General features: G+C 41.2%; 17 protein-coding genes and 1 CRISPR repeat array. Of the genes, 12 read left to right on the top strand and 5 right to left on the bottom strand.

Features of this window, described 5'->3' with window-relative positions; genetic code table 11:
- The 5 genes from AAAT87_RS13180 to AAAT87_RS13155 all read left to right on the top strand — a co-directional run.
- Positions 1-402, top strand: a 402-nt coding sequence (locus AAAT87_RS13180) for a hypothetical protein (protein ID WP_349226655.1), incomplete at its 5' end; no start/stop codon positions are given.
- Positions 403-1,260: 858 nt separating this feature from the next.
- A CRISPR array of direct repeats spans positions 1,261-2,113; the repeat unit is 37 nt; unit sequence GTCTTAATCCTTATTGTAGTGGACGATGGTCTCGTAC.
- 403 nt (positions 2,114-2,516) lie between these two features.
- The gene (locus tag AAAT87_RS13175; protein WP_349226654.1) at positions 2,517-3,374 is read left to right on the top strand and encodes a hypothetical protein; all 858 of its coding nucleotides are present in this window, start codon (positions 2,517-2,519) and stop codon (positions 3,372-3,374) included.
- A gap of 467 nt (positions 3,375-3,841) precedes the next feature.
- Positions 3,842-4,237 carry a DUF6717 family protein gene (locus tag AAAT87_RS13170; protein ID WP_349226653.1) on the top strand — a complete coding sequence of 132 codons (396 nt, stop codon included), beginning with the start codon at positions 3,842-3,844 and terminating at the stop codon, positions 4,235-4,237.
- A gap of 86 nt (positions 4,238-4,323) precedes the next feature.
- The gene (locus AAAT87_RS15590) at positions 4,324-5,388 is read left to right on the top strand and encodes an A1S_2505 family phage non-structural protein (RefSeq protein ID WP_428848571.1); all 1,065 of its coding nucleotides are present in this window, start codon (positions 4,324-4,326) and stop codon (positions 5,386-5,388) included.
- Positions 5,389-5,449: 61 nt separating this feature from the next.
- On the top strand, positions 5,450-6,025 hold the full coding sequence (locus AAAT87_RS13155; protein WP_349226652.1) for a hypothetical protein: 576 nt from the start codon (positions 5,450-5,452) through the stop codon (positions 6,023-6,025).
- A gap of 191 nt (positions 6,026-6,216) precedes the next feature.
- Here AAAT87_RS13155 and AAAT87_RS13150 read toward each other — a convergent pair whose 3' ends face one another.
- Complete coding sequence (locus AAAT87_RS13150) at positions 6,217-8,181, bottom strand: hypothetical protein (protein ID WP_349226651.1); 1,965 nt, start codon at positions 8,179-8,181, stop codon at positions 6,217-6,219.
- Between the two features lie 2 nt (positions 8,182-8,183).
- On the bottom strand, positions 8,184-8,507 hold the full coding sequence (locus AAAT87_RS13145) for a hypothetical protein (protein ID WP_349226650.1): 324 nt from the start codon (positions 8,505-8,507) through the stop codon (positions 8,184-8,186).
- Positions 8,508-9,130: 623 nt separating this feature from the next.
- Between AAAT87_RS13145 and AAAT87_RS13140 the strand changes: the two genes are divergently transcribed.
- The 7 genes from AAAT87_RS13140 to AAAT87_RS13110 all read left to right on the top strand — a co-directional run bounded on the left by AAAT87_RS13140 (position 9,131) and on the right by AAAT87_RS13110 (position 14,195).
- A complete protein-coding gene (locus AAAT87_RS13140; protein WP_218420753.1) occupies positions 9,131-9,667 on the top strand; it encodes a phosphoribosyltransferase in 537 nt (178 codons plus the stop codon).
- A 98-nt stretch (positions 9,668-9,765) separates the two neighbouring features.
- Positions 9,766-10,707, top strand: a complete 942-nt coding sequence (locus tag AAAT87_RS13135; protein ID WP_349226649.1) for a hypothetical protein — start codon at positions 9,766-9,768, stop codon at positions 10,705-10,707.
- Between the two features lie 40 nt (positions 10,708-10,747).
- Positions 10,748-11,335: a phosphoribosyltransferase gene (locus tag AAAT87_RS13130; RefSeq protein ID WP_349226648.1), complete on the top strand. Its 588-nt coding sequence runs from the start codon at positions 10,748-10,750 to the stop codon at positions 11,333-11,335.
- Between the two features lie 32 nt (positions 11,336-11,367).
- Complete coding sequence (locus AAAT87_RS13125) at positions 11,368-12,066, top strand: phosphoribosyltransferase family protein (protein WP_349226647.1); 699 nt, start codon at positions 11,368-11,370, stop codon at positions 12,064-12,066.
- A gap of 127 nt (positions 12,067-12,193) precedes the next feature.
- Complete coding sequence (locus AAAT87_RS13120) at positions 12,194-13,159, top strand: DNA-processing protein DprA (protein ID WP_349226646.1); 966 nt, start codon at positions 12,194-12,196, stop codon at positions 13,157-13,159.
- Between the two features lie 3 nt (positions 13,160-13,162).
- Positions 13,163-13,663, top strand: coding sequence for an HAD family hydrolase (locus AAAT87_RS13115; RefSeq protein WP_349226645.1), 501 nt, complete (start codon positions 13,163-13,165; stop codon positions 13,661-13,663).
- Positions 13,664-13,901: 238 nt separating this feature from the next.
- Positions 13,902-14,195 (top strand): hypothetical protein, encoded by a 294-nt coding sequence (locus tag AAAT87_RS13110; RefSeq protein WP_287624947.1) that lies wholly within the window; start codon positions 13,902-13,904, stop codon positions 14,193-14,195.
- A 707-nt stretch (positions 14,196-14,902) separates the two neighbouring features.
- On the opposite strand, the gene AAAT87_RS13105 is transcribed toward AAAT87_RS13110, so the two are convergent.
- The 3 genes from AAAT87_RS13105 to AAAT87_RS13095 are packed head-to-tail and all read right to left on the bottom strand — an operon-like array spanning position 14,903 to position 16,484.
- Positions 14,903-15,418 carry a hypothetical protein gene (locus AAAT87_RS13105; RefSeq protein WP_349226644.1) on the bottom strand — a complete coding sequence of 172 codons (516 nt, stop codon included), beginning with the start codon at positions 15,416-15,418 and terminating at the stop codon, positions 14,903-14,905.
- An 11-nt stretch (positions 15,419-15,429) separates the two neighbouring features.
- Positions 15,430-15,756 (bottom strand): hypothetical protein, encoded by a 327-nt coding sequence (locus tag AAAT87_RS13100; protein ID WP_349226643.1) that lies wholly within the window; start codon positions 15,754-15,756, stop codon positions 15,430-15,432.
- 44 nt (positions 15,757-15,800) lie between these two features.
- Positions 15,801-16,484 carry a JAB domain-containing protein gene (locus AAAT87_RS13095; protein WP_349226642.1) on the bottom strand — a complete coding sequence of 228 codons (684 nt, stop codon included), beginning with the start codon at positions 16,482-16,484 and terminating at the stop codon, positions 15,801-15,803.
- Between the last annotated feature and the right edge of the window lie 904 nt (positions 16,485-17,388).

The following is a 17,388-nucleotide window of genomic DNA, read 5'->3' as shown; positions in this document are numbered from 1 at the left end:
TACAAACCAAGAAACAGGTATTGGGCTGGGGGAATCCTGAAAATGTTGCATGAAGAGCATGGAGGTAATGATGAAATCGTAACGATAGGTTTGACGCATCAAGACATCTCTACTTCTATTCATGGACAATGCAATTATGGAATCATGGGATTGAGTTTCCGGCCAGGTGACGCCTGTGTGGTTTCAACCTTCCGATTGAAACGAAAGGATGACTTATGGAAAGTAACAATCCATGAATTCCTGCATTCTCGTGGCTTGCCGCATTGCAAGAAGAATGCCCCGAAGTGCCTGATGCAGGATGCTCATAGCAAGAATACTTTCTACATGAAAAACGGATTGTGCCAAGATTGCCAAAACTCATTGAAAAGCATCATTGACAATCTAAATGAGAATGCAGACTAGCCCATATTTTTGCTTATAATTTTGTCGCAGGTGTTTAGTAATAACTATACAGAACCCAGAATTCAAAGTAAACTATCATCACTCTATATTCAACTATCTAAGAACTGAAAAGGTCTATTCTTAGGGTATGCCACATTTAGGTGTACCCTATAGAATGGACTGCTCAAAAGCAAGCATATCAAAAACAAAAAAATCCACTAAATCGATGCACACCAAAACCATTCAAGCCCACCAAGCAAATGAAGAATAAAGAACCTTTGGCCAGATGTAAGAGTATGAACACTACACCTACTTAGTTGAGAAGTGACACTACTCTTTCCCAAACCAAAGGTAGAAAGGTTGATGTAAGCAACAAGGTTAGTACTCATTTGCCACTATGCAAGTATATCCTACATTTAGTCGTACATACTTGGGAGCAACCTTTCTTAAATGCAGTTGGCACTTCTCTATCAGCTCAATTCTGACCAATATCCAACTACCATGCAAAACATTGGTGGACAAAGTAGGAACGTAGCTATGACCTTCCACCGCAATCCAACGTTTCACATTTTAACCACCGATGGACGAAATTACCATCATCAGTCCTTCAAATAAAGAAGCCGCCAGTCTCGATTTTTCTGCTCTTGATGATTGTATGCTGCAAAGATACAACATTCTTTAAAATCACAACACGTCGAAGCGTTAATCTTTTGTTAATGATTGAATTTCCTTTTTGGTTTATATAAAAAAAATGCATTTAGCAGAAAAACGCCATCAATAATAAAATACATAGATACTATCAAACAGGGATTATCCCTTGTTGTAGCGGACAATGGGCTCGTACGTTATTGAAAGAATTAATGCCAATAAGGCAGATGAGTCTTAATCCTTGTTGTAGTGGAAGATGGTCTCGTACAAATTACGGGAACGCTAAGCGTTTCTCTAATATCCGCGTCTTAATCCTTATTGTAGTGGAAGATGGTCTCGTACATAATAATAGTTAATATAGCCGCCCCGTAGAAGATGTGTCTTAATCCTTATTGTAGTGGACGATGGTCTCGTACATGATGATGGTGCTCCTGTTGTAGAACTTGGCGATAAGTCTTAATCCTTATTGTAGTGGACGATGGTCTCGTACTGAGTGTGAAACTTATAATAGAGTTGCTATTACTCTGTCTTAATCCTTATTGTAGTGGACGATGGTCTCGTACTATGGAAACAATTATAGCTTTAATTTGGAATCAGTTTGTCTTAATCCTTGTTGTAGTGGACGATGGTCTCGTACTGGGACTTATTAGTCTCGGATATTGCAACATTCAATGCAAGTCTTAATCCTTATTGTAGTGGACGATGGTCACGTACTCTAGCTTATGCTCGTGGTTATCTTGGAGGAATGGAGTCTTAATCCTTATTGTAGTGGACGATGGTCTCGTACGGTCAACAAGTGATTGCTGTTTATGACAGTATTCACATGTCTTAATCCTTATTGTAGTGGACGATGGTCTCGTACAGTTGTAATGCAAGACGGAAACCATATGCTCATTATGGTCTTAATCCTTATTGTAGTGGACGATGGTCTCGTACAAGCAGTTTCTGAATGAAACAAAACAGAGATTGCAGTCTTAATCCTTATTGTAGTGGACGATGGTCTCGTACAGCTCTTTTAACAAACGATGCGTGGATGAAGTGTGTTAGGTCTTAATCCTTATTGTAGTGGACGATGGTCTCGTACTCGACCTTATAAGACTATTCTGATTATCAATAAGTTAAAGAACTCTACTAAACAATTATTCACTTTTCTTAACCGAAAATTAACTTTTTCTTAGCGGGTGCAAAGTTACTACTATTTTTCGAGATATGCAAGCCAATTATTCTTAAATATTTAGCCATTTCCAACCAAAAAATTTAACTCTATTAACTATCTGCATCCATCGCAATAGAAGCGAATTCAACAATAAACAGAGTAAAATAAAGGAAAATGCATGATTCATGGATATAAAAAGGTAGAGAAAGTATGCCAAAAAGACAAAAAACAAGAAAAATGAGCCAGTGAAATATCATTTCACTATATACTCTTACCTTTGCACCCAGAAAACCAAAGCACCTATGGTTAAAGTTAGGAGCACATTAAAATTATGAGAGTAATGGAAATTGAGATTAAGAACATTTTAACTAGCTGGGAATCATCCTTAGTACGCTACGGAAAGATTGACAGCTGGAACTATTCAGAGAATCTAACAACATTGGGACGATATCTGCGATCCAATGAGAGTACATTAGAAGAGCACTACCTGATCAAGTACATCAGAGACAGCATCATTGGAGTGAACTTCAACGTCAAGAGCGTGCTGAAAGCCATCCAGAAGCTCATGAACCTGGAAGCAGTAAAAGAGAAAGAGCTCACATCCATGCTGGTGAAAATGGATGGAAACAGAGTTGTCCTGAATGGCCAGGATGTACGCTTCAAGAAAGAGACCGAGAAAATCTTCAAGGAGAAGCTCAAGTTCAAGAAAGGAATGCTGCTCCGTAACTTCGACATTGAGACGGAAGCTCCCCATGACTCCAAAAAGGTAAGACGCATCGTGGAGAAAAGAATGTGCCAGGCCTATCACCGGATGCACAAGAAGGATGAAGGCTACAAAACCAGTAACAGGGAGAAATACTGGATGGACAGAGCCACAGCCTTCCAACTGTACAACATCGGACAGAAGGAAAAGGCAAGAAACACAAGAAGAGGCGAATCCACCCACTGGAAATGGAAGAAAGATCCTATCACCCATGAATTAGTCCTCAAGAAGAAAATGGGGTACAAAAATGAAGAAGCTGCACAAAAGGCTATTGCCCAATGGCAGATCAACCACCCATATGATTCCAGGGAGATAACAGCCTACAAATGCAACTACTGCAACAAGTGGCATATCGGGCACAGATCCAAGTTCCTGAATCATCCGTCTATAGACAGCATGATACCTCAAATGCAGGCTTGTTGCTAAGCCATTGAAAAAGAACAAAGAGAAATATATGGAATCGTCTTGCCAGCTTTGCTGATGTAACTGGAATCAATGGCTATAGCCATCTTCCAAGTTCACCAAAAAGGGCTTGGCAAGTGATACAAAAAGTTTGAGCTAACCAATGCATTCGACTTTTTCACGCCGAATGCGTTGCAATAGGTCTGCTCAACATACGAGCCAAACCTCTCCATTGCGGTGAAATTTATCTTCTTGGTATCACCATGAATAAAATTATCACCTCAAAGAGTATTTTCTCGAAACTTTTTGTTAACTTTGCAACAGAATAAACAACTACATCGTTAAAGATGTCCATATATAGATCAAGCACAGTATTCATATATACTGTAGATGCTGTAATTTACAAAGTTACAGAACCTATACGACTTGACCAACTCTTAGTATAAATAATTAATAATCGATTAATTACAAACAAAACAAAGAATAAGAGAATGAACTATTTTAAATTGCTTGTCACTTTAGTAAAGGCTATGGTGAAGTCTTTGAGCACACGTCAGTATGTTCTTACTTTCGAAAAAGAGAGTGATAGCCTATGGTATATTAAAATGCCTTGGGCTGGGCACCATCATAACTTGCAGATGGTAGCAGGAGCCAACCATCTGCTGGAGACTTTCAAGTCTAGATTGGTCACTGTACGTGTATCTTACGAACAGAAAGAATCTACTGATATCTGTCTTACCAGACAATATTACAGAATCTTTGGTGGTGCAACATACAAGGTTTCCAATTTAGAGGGATTCACAAAGGAGGTTTGGATTTGCCCAGTTACATTGTTCGTACTTGGTAAATACCCAAAACGAATTTATGTCTCTAACTCTCAGAAGTAACATCGTTCATAAACTGGAGAGAATAGTCAGCCATGTTTACCTTTCAAGGAATAATGGTATTAATAGATAACTAAAAGATAATAAAAATGAGTAAGGAAGTAAAGATTTCAGTTATCAAGTTTGAAATGGTCAACGGTAAGAAGACCTATAAGTCGTTTACCTTTAAGTTAAATCCAAAGGAAATGGCAAAGTTCAAGACCGAGGCAACGGTGAAGAAGAAGGTGGCAGAATACGTGGCTAAAAGTGGCGTATATAAGCCTTCTGAACTCCAAAATCTAAAATACGACATGAAAGAGTTCCTGGAGGAATGGAAGAAGATGGTTCCTGTGGTGGAAGCAGAAGAGCTTGCTAAACTGGATAAGTCGCCTAATAATCCAGAGACTCGCGTTACCCCTCATCTCATCAGCCGTCTTGCCGCCGGTGAAATCTTTGTATTCGGTTCTAACGCCATGGGATATCATGATGGTGGTGCGGCAAAGACTGCCCTGGAGAAGTTCGGTGCCATCAGAGGTCAGGGACATGGTTTGCAGGGAATGAGTTACGCCATCGATTCAATGAGTGGTATGGAAGCTATGAAAAAGGATGTGGATGAATTCATCGAGTTTGCCAAGAATCACCCTGACAAAACATTCTTTGTGACATTGATTGGTTGCGGCATCGCCGGATATTCTCCAGAAGAGATAGCTCCTCTGTTTGAAAGATGTTACGATCTTGAGAATGTGTGCCTTCCTTCTGAGTTCTGGGACATCATCGGATGGCCAAAGGTTCAGCAGCCACACTATGATCTCTTACGTTTCCTGGATGCTCAGGAGTTTGCCTATAACCAGGCTTTGAGAGAACTGAAGGAAGGACGAAAGCAAAGCCATTGGATATGGTATATCTTCCCACAGCAGAAAGGACTTGGTCATAGCTACAACGCAAACTACTATGGTTTGGATGGCGAGGGTGAAGCCAGAGCCTATATTGAACATGAGATTCTGGGTGACAGACTCCGTGAATGCTGTAAGGCGCTCTTGCTCCACAAGGGTAAGGACATCGAATACATCATGGGAAGCGGAGTTGACGTGATGAAGCTCAACACCTCCATGAATCTCTTCAATAGAGTGAGTCCGAATGATGTGTTTGAGGAAGTTTTGGATGCATTCTTTTAAAACCATTTTTCAGAAAGATAGCAGAGTTATTGGAAAAAAACATCAAATAAAAACAATGCATATGGAGACTATTATTTCAACGATTGTGATTGTAGCTTGTATCTACTTCTTTTCTCGTAGAAAAACAAAAGCTACAGAACAAGAGACAGACGGCTGTACGCAATCTGAGGATTCCGCAGACATGCAGCAAGAAGAAAAGCAGGAAGAACCTCCACACACCAGGGATTTGTGCATTGAGCTACTGAAGCAGTTAAACTGTGAGGTATCTGTTGAAGAAGAGGACGAAAACCGCTTATATTTTGAGTATCATGGAGAACATTTCATCATTGATGCCAGCAACGAGAGTTTCTTCATTAATATTTGGGATCCAAAGTGGTATATTGTTCCATTGGATGATCTAGAACAAATGTCTAATGTACGTAAGGCAATTAACACAATCAACAACTATAGTGGAACAACCATTGTTTACTGCATAGAGGAAGAAGAACAGAAATTTGTTCTCCATTCCAAACGCCAATGTATACTACCCAAAGATTTGCCCAACGTGAAAGAACACCTAAGTGCTCTACTGAATGATTTTTTTACAGTCAAACTATGGTTAAGTGAACAAATTGGCATGCAAAATAAAGAAAGCTGATAATTCTTGTCTTAGATACAGCAGTTTTTTAATCCCACATGGGATGAAAATACGAACAGATGTGATAGTACTGAGAATCAATACCATACTATCACATCTTTTTACTTATAATTCTGTCGCAGGCAGTTTATCACCCATACAGAAGCTAACCACCATATTCCTGCAACCATTTGATTGCAGGAATATGGTGGTTAGAGGGCATGATCCACCAAAACATACGCATGCCTCTCCACGTCATATTTAAACCGATGCCTTGCATCCAGTCTCATGCTACTTTCCATGGACGATTTCGTCGAATTCGGGAAAAACACCTTTACTTGCTGATAAATGTCGCTGAGCGGCAATGGTTTGCCAGCAAGAGACAATACCTCATAAATCTTGTCTACCATCGTTCCCCAATAGATATGCTCCCAAGACGCCAACCCATAGTAGCCTGACAGTCCAAGGGATTTTACCCCCTCCATTTTATTCAAATAAACGCGGATGGTATTAACGGTAAGATGACGATAAGCAGGACACCTTCTATGAAAAATGTCTCTCATTTCCTCCGCTCTCATAGGTTTGCCTCTTTCTTTCAAAATCTCCAACAGCTCAGAAGTAACGGAAACTTTGTTTCTCTCAGCCACGAAGCCACCTTCATCATCCACTTCCAAACCAAAGGTCTCCAACATCAGATAAGTAAAGAAAGATAGAAAATGCTCTTTACCACCTAATTTCTGAACATCCAGCTCCTTTAAAAACATACTTGCCTGATAATGTTCATCTGTGAAACGATTGATAGCCAGCAGTTCTTTCATTTTAGTAACTAGCTTAGCTATTTCATCAGTATCAAAAAGACTTGCATTCACCAATATGAATCTGTTTTTAGATTCGAACTTTCTAAACTGCTTGTTTGAAGGATAGCCAGGGTTCCTCAAAAATATAAGTTCCATCAACCCAATGGCATCCGTCTGCAAACGCTCCTTTTCCAAGATACTTCTGCAAATTGGCGAAAAGAATCCTATGAACGGCATTTCATACAAAAAGTCATAACATTTCCAATGTTCATCCAGTATAATTGGGTCAGTACTCTTCACCATTGGGTGGGAAAGATAATTTTTAAGTATATACGGCGTTATATGATATTCTTTCCTCAACTCCTGAGAAGTTTTTCTTTTTCTACCGATTCCTCTATATTCTAAGGAAACTTTCCTTCCTTCATTCCACATTCCAAACTGCAGATAATCCGAAAAAAGAGTGAACATCGGATAATAACCATTTACCTGATGAAAATCTGTAACAAAGGATACGCTTTTATCCGACATGAAAGGAAACAATCCAATAGTACATTGACCTGAATGTTCAAAGTCCAAAGATGTATATGCATCTACGAAATGTGTAAGCAAAGAAAAAGAGTAATAAGAATTCAAGGGATGATTAAGCTTAAATTCTATATCATAACAGAACTCTTTGTCTAGGCTCCGAGTAGAGTATATTTCTGATAAACCTAATTCATACGTCAACCTATCCTCTATGAAAGGATGCAACTGGATAAAGTCATTTGCACCAAAGAACTTTTCCATGACCGAATAATGCGATTCCAACAAGAGCCTGCTCTTATTGGAAAGATGGGAATAAAGTATCATCCCTAAGGCCTTACTACCCACTTGATAACGATACTGCATAGCACTATCTTTGACCGAATAATAAAAGTCATTGCGATCATCCAGAATCAAAGATTTCAAACAAACCAAATAGATATATAAGCATGAAGCAGCCTGAGGATAATTATCCACCATCTCCATCAAATTAGATTCATTTATACAAATAAGCTTCAGTATTTCTAACGAGGAAGGGAATATTGCCTGAAATTCCTTGCCATCTTCGACATTCTCACATAAATGCGCATAACAGATATCCATCTTCTGTATGACCTCATCACTACAATATCGCTTTACCTCCAAGAGGGGATCTTGAGATTCAATAGCAGCAAAGACATGCTTCACATCATAGACAATCTTCTTTCCTATCCTTGGCATTGCAGACAACTTTTCCATTCCCATAGCCTTAATGTCTCCAACAGTAAATAAAGAAAGAGCTTCAAGCTTATGGTGAGTAAATGATGATATCAGCTTGTCATGTAACAATCGATGTATTGATGTATTAAAATTATACATAGTTATTTTTTTATGTTTTTCTCCTTGGCATAGTAATCGTCCAGGAAATACTCATTGTTAATTGCAAAAGTAGTCATATAAAGCGCCTTCTCCTTCTTATCATGCTCAGAATTTATTGTCATCAGAAGCATTTCGTTCACATCTGTGATACAAATACCGACCCTATCAGTCACATAAAAAGCCAACACCCAAAGAAGAGAAAAGCAAAAGTAAAAGAACCAGTAAACCTGTGCAGATGCCACAGCAGTACCCACACAAATCAAAAGGATAGCCTGAACAGTTCTCTTGTTCAATCCTCCTTTAAAAATATACCAGTTCATCTTCATACATTTAAGTTCTTTAATACGATGAGACAAAAGTACAAAAAATATTAGAAAGAGCCAACTTTACGTTAGATTTTATACCAATACACCCCAAAAATACAGAAAAACAAGATGATTTCATCATAAAGAAGCCTATTTCAGCACTCCACAAAAACGTATCACTAAGAAGAACCCATGATGAATTACCCTGCTGTACCGAGGAAAATAAGAGAAGAGAGAAAAAAGAAACACCAAACCACGAAGAAAGCTTTCTCTATATCACCCCGCACCTCCTAAGATTCATGCCCTCCAGGCTACTCAACAACAAACAGCTAAAAGCTCAAGAAATGAAGGAAAATGTATGAGTTCTATATATAATAAGGTATAGAAAGTATGCCTAAATAACAAAAAATGGGAAAAATGAGCCAGTGAAATATAATTTCACTATAGACCCCTACCTTTGCACCCAGAAAAACCAAAGCCGCTATGGTTAAGTAGTTAGCGACATTATTGAATACAAACATTAAATAGCAATAATAGAAGGCAAAACGGGAAAAATGAGTGAGTGAAATATCATTTCAAAATCCCACAGTACTTTTGCAAACGAAAACAAGAACAAGTTGTTTAACCCATTAATATCAAATGATATGAGCTATACATATAATTACATCATGGAATACCTCCCAAAGAGATACTCCGCAACAATGAAGCAAGAGAGTGACAGACAAGTCATCTACGACTTCAAAAACGGCTACTGCAGCCTTAGCTTGATGAACACAATCGTAGAACACATCAAGGAAATCAAAAAAGAACTGGGTGGCAACAACTGGAGAGTATGCTTCATACCAGCATCCACCCACCACAAGACAGCTTGCCGCTACCAAAAGCTCGCAGCCTTCATCGAGAAGGAAACAGGAATTGCCTGCGACTACCATACCATCCTGCCAATCCAGGACCAGGAATCAGGCCACATCACAGGCAAGAAGACAAACCCGGCAGAGAACTTCAACATCAAGACAAGCGACGTTGCCGGCAAAAACATCATCCTCATAGATGACGTCATCACAAGAGGCATGACATTCATGCAAACAACCAACAAGCTCACCAGAAATGGTGCCAACATGGTAAGAGGTCTCTTCCTCGCCAAAACAGTCAATCCAGACTGGGTCAGACATTCAGCCTGACCAACCAAAGGAAAGGGCAGAATACCCAGCAGCATCTCCCACATGGGAATAAGACACCAATATCAATAAAGTAAATAAAGAAACAAACATTTAAAATTATGAACAATTATACAAAACACATTGGTATCGTTACCAATTACTTCGACAACAAGTATTCAATTACAGTTGACAACAAAACCATTCACATGCCATTCGAGATCATGCACAAACTCTCAGTATTTCCTCCATCAGTAATGGATGGAGATCACCTGAAAATTGGAGCACAGATCACCTTGGCAAAGAAGGATGAGAGAATCTTCTATCCTGACCGTGACACCTACGGAACCACGAGACAGGAAACAAGAAGCTACACAGATGGTTCCTACCTGCTCAAGGATGCAAAACCCTTTAAGCAAGACATCAGCTTCCAGGAGATGGTGAGTAAGTTCAATACCCTGATGACAACCCTTCCTGAGACAACGAGAATGGAGGCACTCAATACCCTGATGTCAATGGAGCTGACAGAGGAACTGAAACAAGAGAAGCTCGCTTCCATGGTGGATTTCCCTTTGGACTTGGAAGACACTGCAACTTTGGAGAAGAAGGGTAGCCTGTTCGACTTGGCAAAAAAGTCCAAAGACGATAAACCACAAATCAGAGAAACCGTGGAGTCCATCGCTGCCATGTGCAACTGCAGCAATCAGCAGACATGCCAACTCGTGGTGGGAATCAACAGCAAGACCAACAAGACCTGCAAGCTCCAGGATGAGATCGCTACATACTATCCGCAGATTGCTACCCTGGACCAGTTCCAAAACACCGTACTGGTTCCATTCATCAAGTCCTACACCTATGACAATCCCCTGCTGATGTCATCACTCAAGTACAACTGGTACAGCTACAATGGTGACTTGCTGCTCGTCATAGAAATCAACTATCAGGGAGACCCTGTCATCTGCAAAGGTGGAAGATTACCATACCGATGCGACTCTGCCAAAATGGTTGCAGAAGGAGCAGATCTGGTAAACATGATCAAGAAATTAAGCAAAATCGCCGCATAAGCGGTTAAATGAATATTAACAAAATAAAGTTTTTAACAAAATGAAAACAAACTTAAAATCAAACAAGAACATCATCCCTATGAGAGAGGATGCATCATCAACAGTACAGGCAACCAATAACCTGGAGTACGTAAACCTCATGGAGTATCTCCCAATGAGATTGCCAGCAACGGAAGAGGAAGAGAGAAACCGCAAGATTGTCCATGACTTCAAGAACGGCAAATGCTCACAGGAGCTGAAGAATCAGTTCACCGACGCAATCAAGCAGCTCAAGGACGAACTCAAGGACACTAACCTGAGCGTATGCTTCATGCCGGCCATCACAGCAGACAAGACAGCCATCCGCTACTCACAACTGGCAACTGCCATCGAGACAGAAACAGGCATACCAAGTGACTACCACACCATCCTGCCAAAGCCAGCAACAGAACTCATGGCTACCGGAAAGACAGATCCAGCAGAGGACTTCCTCTTCAACAAGGAGCAAATCGAGGGAAAAGACATCATCCTGATAGGTGACATCATCACCACGGGAGCCAACTTCACCAAGACAAGTCTAATGCTTGCAGAACTTGGCGCAAAATCAGTCACCGGCCTATTCTTGGCAAAGACCACCATTACAAAGTAACAAAAAGTTAAATCAAAAAAAATATAAGAAAAATGTATAATTATCAATATCTCAAAGACTATCTCCCAGTGAGATACCAGGCAAATGCCCAGCAATTGGCAGACCGTCAGACTTGCTATAACTTCAAAGACGGCTACCTCAACGATGAAGTTAAGAGTGGATTTCTGAACAAGATCCAGGAAATAACAAATGGAGAGAAGACAGGGTGGAACATCTGCTTCATCCCTGCATCCACCAAGAGCAAGACACAAGCTCGCTACAAAAAGCTTGCTGAAGCAATCCAGGCTGCCGGCTACAAGGTAGCAATCAATGCCATCTACAATGAGCACGACCATGAAGCTGGTCACCTCACAGGAAAAACCGGAAATCCAATCGAAGGCTTCGGCTTCAACACCAGTGACATCGCAGGAAAGAAAATCATCGTCATTGATGACATCATCACAAGAGGAAGAACCTTCCAAATGGTTGCAGAAAAGCTGGAAACCATGGGGGCAGCAAGCGTAACAGGATTGTTCCTGGCAAAGACCTTCAACCCAGATTACCATCCTCACTATGATCCGACGGACGATTACGATTCGGAAGACTACTACGATCCATCAGACTACTACGAGGAGGAAGAGACATACGACAACTACAACGGTTCATACGCCCAAGACGTAGAAGGCTGGAGCGACCAGGACATAGACGACGTTTTCGACGGCGATCCTGATGCCTACTGGAACATCGACTAGCACAAACAGAACGTGCAGCTGCAAAAGCAAGTATTTTTTCTCCAAGATGTTGGGAATTCAAAAAGAAATAACTACTCTTGCAGCTGCATAACAAAAGTAATAACAAAGAAATAGAACATAAAGAAATATGGCACTCAATACTGAACTCATATTGACATTGAAGAACCTCAAGGGCTGCGGAAACAAAACCGTTCTCACCATAGCCGAGGTAGCTCCGTCCCAAGTGCAAACCATCGAGGACCTGTGTCACTTCTGGACTACTCTCAAGGGAAAGAAGTTCGAAAAGTACTCAGCCACAGATCTCCAGGAAGCCAACAGAAAGGCATTAACCTGCATCAATGATGCAGAAAGAGAAGGTGTTGGCATCATCTCCTATTACGAAGAAGCCTTCCCTCAAATCCTGCGCGAGACCATCAATGAAGATGGCAATGCAGACGCCCCATTGATTCTGTTCTACAGAGGAAACATCAAAGCTCTCCAAATGCCAGGCATCGCCATCATCGGCACAAGAGAACCTACAGAAGCAGGAACCCAGGCAGGAATCTACTTCGCTGAAAAGTTCGCAGAACAAGGCTTCAACATCGTATCAGGTCTTGCCATAGGATGCGACACCACCGGCCACCAAGGAGCATTGAACGTGAAGGGAACCACCACGGCATTCCTTGCCAACGGCTTGGATTGGGAATCCATCTACCCTAAAGAGAACCTGGAACTGGCCAAGAACATAGTGGAAAGCGGAGGACTGCTGCTTTCAGAGTACCCGGTAGGACAAAGAGGCAACCGCTATACCCTGGTGGAGCGTGACAGACTGCAGGCAGGACTCTCATACGCTACCCTCGTCATCCAGACAGGTCTTAGAGGAGGAACCATGCATGCAGTAAACGCCACCCTCAAAGCCCAAAAGCCACTCTTCATGATCAGATACAAGAACATGGATGGACAGATCGGCGGAAAAGCAGAGGGCAACAAGAAGTTCCTGGAAGAAGGAAAAGCCCATGCCCTGACTTCCGGTTCATTCGAAGAAGCTCTTGCCATCATCAGAGAGTCTGTAGAGAAGAGCAACAAACCAAAAATCAAGGATTCATTATTCTAGCCTATGATAAAAGGAGTGATTTTTGATCTGGACTTAACTCTTGTAGATACCACAATACTGGAAAATGCCAGAAAGATGAGAAACTGGCACGAGGCATATAGACTTATCCCATATACCTCCATGTATGCAGGAATCCAGGAAGTCCTTGACCACATTAAAGCACAAGGAATCAAGATGGCAATAGTCAGCAGCTCACCACGTCCCTACGTGGAAAGAATCGTTGGCTATTACCAGATTCCAGCAAATTTCATCGTTGGCTACCATGATGCCCATCCCGTAAAGCCCCATCCTGCCCCTATGCTAAAGGCTTTGGAGCTGATGGATGAGAAAGCTGAAGATGTTCTGAGCTTTGGAGATAGGGCAATAGACATGATTGCAGCTAAAAGAGCAGGCATAAAAGCCATTGCATGCCTTTGGGGAACCAAGGAAAGAAGTATGCTGCTTGGCACCGCATACGACCAAGCAATTAGTTCTCCACTGGAGATTCTCCCATACCTACAATGAAGATAGCAGAAACATTGAGTATGGTATCCTCTCATCAGGTTCCACTAGACATCCACATTCCTAATGGAACCTTTTTAAATCACTAACACCCCCCAAAAATACAAAATTAGAGTGAATGAAATACCATTTCACTATTTTGCAATACCTTTGCAAGCAGAAAAGAGAAAGATACTAAAAGCACTTCTCTTAAATTAAAGCATAGTATTAATATTCAATATCAATCAAACAATAAATTCATATGGAAAAGAACGCTATTATACTTGGGGAGATTCGCCTCAAAAAAATGAGTAATGGATGTACAATCTCCCATCCTGATCGCGCTATATTAATTGTTACCCCAGTCTTTGGATGTGCAATCTTCAACGTTATCACCAAGGATAAAACCTACGCATTCGACTTAAAAGAGACAAGCAACGGATTCCGTGTTGATACACAAGAAGGAATCTTCTATTTCGAATATGATGGACTCAAGTCCATCAAAGAGCGAATGGAAGCAAACCTAGGTGTATCACCCAAGAATCAAGCAGCTTAGCACAAACAACTGGCAAAGAAGCTCCCTACATAGCTATTCCAACATGCTATGTGGGGAGCTTCTTGCAAAATGCTCTTGTAGATACCACAGCACTCAAAATACCATATAGATATGATAGGATGCGCTCACATGAACGCTCCTTTTTCACAACTTCATCTTCCTCTACTCCTCCACAAGCCCAAGAAAACTCATCACCATTCGACACGCATAACTAAAGTATCGATTTGCGAATTTCCAGGGTAGTCATGAAGGGGCAGTGTCATTATCTCAATCTCCCTTGAATCCGGTCATTAAAATCTTTGCTTTCAAATATCACCCAAAGGTGTCCACCAAGAAACTTGCACTGCTTTTTACACTGTAACGTCTAACGGAAAATCACTTTGCAGCAATACAACTTTTATCGCCATTTTGACAGCAAGCGTAAAGTTTCATCATGAAACTTATTTCATCGGTCATGACCGATGAAATATACACAAATTCAAAACAATATATATATATGGAAGAATATAGAAAGTGAGGTAAAGAGAAAATATGTAATGACACTCAAGATGGCACTCAATAAAATATAGAATAAATGATAGAGCGGTTAACTAGCAAGGTTTTACAAACCAGATGTCATTTTCACTTGTTTGTAGAATTCGCGCCCACATGAACGCACCATCCCAAAAAGCAAAAAGGAGGAGAGCCCTAACTCTCCTCACCCCTTTTCACAACTTCATCTTCCTAGCCTCTTCCACAAGAGACACACATTCTTCTCCTACTCCTCCACAAGCCCAGGAAAACTCATCACCATTCGCCCAATTTTGAGCAAGGATATACAGAAAGAACGACTCCTCTATGGTCAAGCCATCGGCTTTCTCCGAGGCAAGAATCTCTCCCATCACCACATCATCCTCTTGATACAAGCCTTTCAATTTCTCCAAGGACAACTTTTGAGAAATACCCTTCTCCCTCACGAAAGCACCAGCTGCCTTTTCTACTAGATAAACCATGACCTTGAGCCTACCGCCGGCAGAAAGCTCATTGCAAGGAACCACCTGGTGAGAATAACACTTGGAAAACTGAAACTTGGCTTGGGATATGTCAAACTCCACCTCCAGATGATATGAAACACCCTCCTCATCTTTCTTGCATGAGGTGACCAGCCCATAGCAATCCCCACCAAGGAAAGCCTCTCTTTCCACACGAAAACCATCAAACTCCAAAACTTCATTCTGATTCATAATCCTTATTTTTAAACTCTTTGAAACTTTCCCCATGCCTCCAGGGTATCAACCTTGCAAGCATTCAGATAAACACGCTCTATATTGTGAAAAGCAACCTGAATACCTATTGGCGTGCTAGATACATCCACTCGCTTTCCCAAATTGATTCTCTGCCCCACTTCCATGGATTCCCAACAACAACGTATCAAACCGCCATCTGTAGGCTTGCAACCTAGATAAACGCCCTTGATACCCGTAACCCTCTGATACTTCTTAGGGTAAGGACAATAGATAGACCATGCATCCGGCGCATCCTTGGCGCTCACCCTTTCATCATGATATAAACGTACTTTCATACAAATATTCTTTTATGGAGAGGTGGTTAGCCTCTCCGTTACCTTTATAAACCCATTTTTCCTCTGTCATGATAAGAGTAATAACACCCATCGGCAATTATCACATGGTCCATGAAAAAGATGCGCATGATGTCACAAGCTTCCTTGACGCTCTTGGTGAGCATGTCATCAGCCCTGCTTGGATGAGGAGAATTCGAAGGGTGATTATGAGCAAGAGCCAATATCGTGGCATTGTTCAAAACAGCCTCCCTCATGATTCTGCGCACATCCACCGCCGTTTCAGTGAGTCCTCCATGACTCATGGGCACATGCTTGATAAGCTTGAAATTCTGATTCATCAAAAGCAAATGGCATTCCTCCACCTCCAAATCCCTTACATGAGGAAGAAGGAAATTATAGATAGCCAAACTGCTGCCCATATCCGGACGCTCTGCCATATTCTCCAAGCTGTAACGCTTACCCAGCTCGATGGCTGCCTGAAGGGCTATCGCCTTGGTATCTCCAATGCCTTGAACCACCTGCAAGTCCTCTACCCTAGCCTTGGCTATATTACGCAAGCTCTCCTCCATCACATTGTAAATCTGGCGTGCCTGTTCCACATTCTTCTGCGTTCCTGTACCGATAACCAAAGAAATCAGCTCCACTGTGGTCAAGTTTCCAAGCCCATTGTTATAAGCCTTATACTGGGGATGTTCCTCCATGCAAAAGCCCGAAAAATTCTGTCTCATATCTGCAATTGTTTTAAATTAAACTTAAAATATTCTGGATTTCCTGAAACAACCAGCCTTTTTCCAATCCCTGGAGTTTTGAGGATAAATCCGAGTTTTTTTTTAGCATTCCGGCATAACCTTCACACCAAGCCTTTTTTCGTGCCTAAAAAGATGGCAGTCAAAAATGGCAGAAAGCCAAACAATCGGTAGAGAATCTTTTCCGGAAAACCGCAATCTATGATTTCGGAAGGCTGCCGGAAAAGATTCTTCGCCGATAACAACGTGGTGTTTGGTATCTGCCAAGACTGCCATACCTTTGCACGATAAAAAGCCTGGTGGGATTATGCTGCGACAAAATTATAAAAACGAGGTTCTATTCACAAAACTACAGTAGAAAACAATAGATATAAGTATCATCTTCCAATGGATATCTACCTAAACCACGACACAGTAAAACCAAACCATAGATATCAACAAAACAGATAGACAAAGATAAGCATAAAAGAGCCGGCATAAAAGAAAAAGAGCCAAGAGAAACACATGCAGTCCATATCAACCATGTATTCCTCCTTGGCTCCCAAAAGAACGATTTCATCGAGATACCACTACTCAGATGAACCGATAACGCCATAAACTTCGCAACTTCTATAGACGATGGCACAAAGATACACCAAAAATCCAAATTCACAAAGAAAACCCTTGAAAATATGCGATTCCATCGAAAAGTAGATATAATACCATCCCCAAGTACCATCAATCCAAGACTACCAAAAATGATAGCCTTGGAAGACAAACATGGCAGATATGGGAAAGGAGGCTAAGCTGCCTCCTCCTTCTTTTGCTTTTCCACCTCTGAGATACCGGTGGCTATAAGCTTGATCACATGATGGTCCTTGCCATCCTTCTGATAGGTCTCGCTCTT

It is taken from the genome of Segatella sinensis, assembly GCF_040095255.1.
In the GTDB taxonomy this organism is placed as follows: Bacteria; Bacteroidota; Bacteroidia; order Bacteroidales; family Bacteroidaceae; genus Prevotella; species Prevotella sinensis.
This window is presented reverse-complemented; position numbering and strand designations above follow the sequence as displayed.

Excerpts from the sequence above, each read along its gene's own strand:
- AAAT87_RS13175 (WP_349226654.1), top strand. The coding sequence starts at position 2,517 with ATGAGAGTAATGGAAATTGAGATTAAGAACATTTTAACTAGCTGGGAA.
- AAAT87_RS13120 (WP_349226646.1), top strand. The coding sequence starts at position 12,194 with ATGGCACTCAATACTGAACTCATATTGACATTGAAGAACCTCAAGGGC.
- AAAT87_RS13125 (WP_349226647.1), top strand. The coding sequence starts at position 11,368 with ATGTATAATTATCAATATCTCAAAGACTATCTCCCAGTGAGATACCAG.
- AAAT87_RS13115 (WP_349226645.1), top strand. The coding sequence starts at position 13,163 with ATGATAAAAGGAGTGATTTTTGATCTGGACTTAACTCTTGTAGATACC.
- AAAT87_RS13135 (WP_349226649.1), top strand. The coding sequence starts at position 9,766 with ATGAACAATTATACAAAACACATTGGTATCGTTACCAATTACTTCGAC.
- AAAT87_RS13105 (WP_349226644.1), bottom strand. The coding sequence starts at position 15,418 with ATGAATCAGAATGAAGTTTTGGAGTTTGATGGTTTTCGTGTGGAAAGA.
- AAAT87_RS13110 (WP_287624947.1), top strand. The coding sequence starts at position 13,902 with ATGGAAAAGAACGCTATTATACTTGGGGAGATTCGCCTCAAAAAAATG.
- AAAT87_RS15590 (WP_428848571.1), top strand. The coding sequence starts at position 4,324 with ATGAGTAAGGAAGTAAAGATTTCAGTTATCAAGTTTGAAATGGTCAAC.
- AAAT87_RS13140 (WP_218420753.1), top strand. The coding sequence starts at position 9,131 with ATGAGCTATACATATAATTACATCATGGAATACCTCCCAAAGAGATAC.
- AAAT87_RS13145 (WP_349226650.1), bottom strand. The coding sequence starts at position 8,507 with ATGAAGATGAACTGGTATATTTTTAAAGGAGGATTGAACAAGAGAACT.
- AAAT87_RS13150 (WP_349226651.1), bottom strand. The coding sequence starts at position 8,181 with ATGTATAATTTTAATACATCAATACATCGATTGTTACATGACAAGCTG.
- AAAT87_RS13100 (WP_349226643.1), bottom strand. The coding sequence starts at position 15,756 with ATGAAAGTACGTTTATATCATGATGAAAGGGTGAGCGCCAAGGATGCG.
- AAAT87_RS13130 (WP_349226648.1), top strand. The coding sequence starts at position 10,748 with ATGAAAACAAACTTAAAATCAAACAAGAACATCATCCCTATGAGAGAG.
- AAAT87_RS13170 (WP_349226653.1), top strand. The coding sequence starts at position 3,842 with ATGAACTATTTTAAATTGCTTGTCACTTTAGTAAAGGCTATGGTGAAG.
- AAAT87_RS13155 (WP_349226652.1), top strand. The coding sequence starts at position 5,450 with ATGGAGACTATTATTTCAACGATTGTGATTGTAGCTTGTATCTACTTC.
- AAAT87_RS13095 (WP_349226642.1), bottom strand. The coding sequence starts at position 16,484 with ATGAGACAGAATTTTTCGGGCTTTTGCATGGAGGAACATCCCCAGTAT.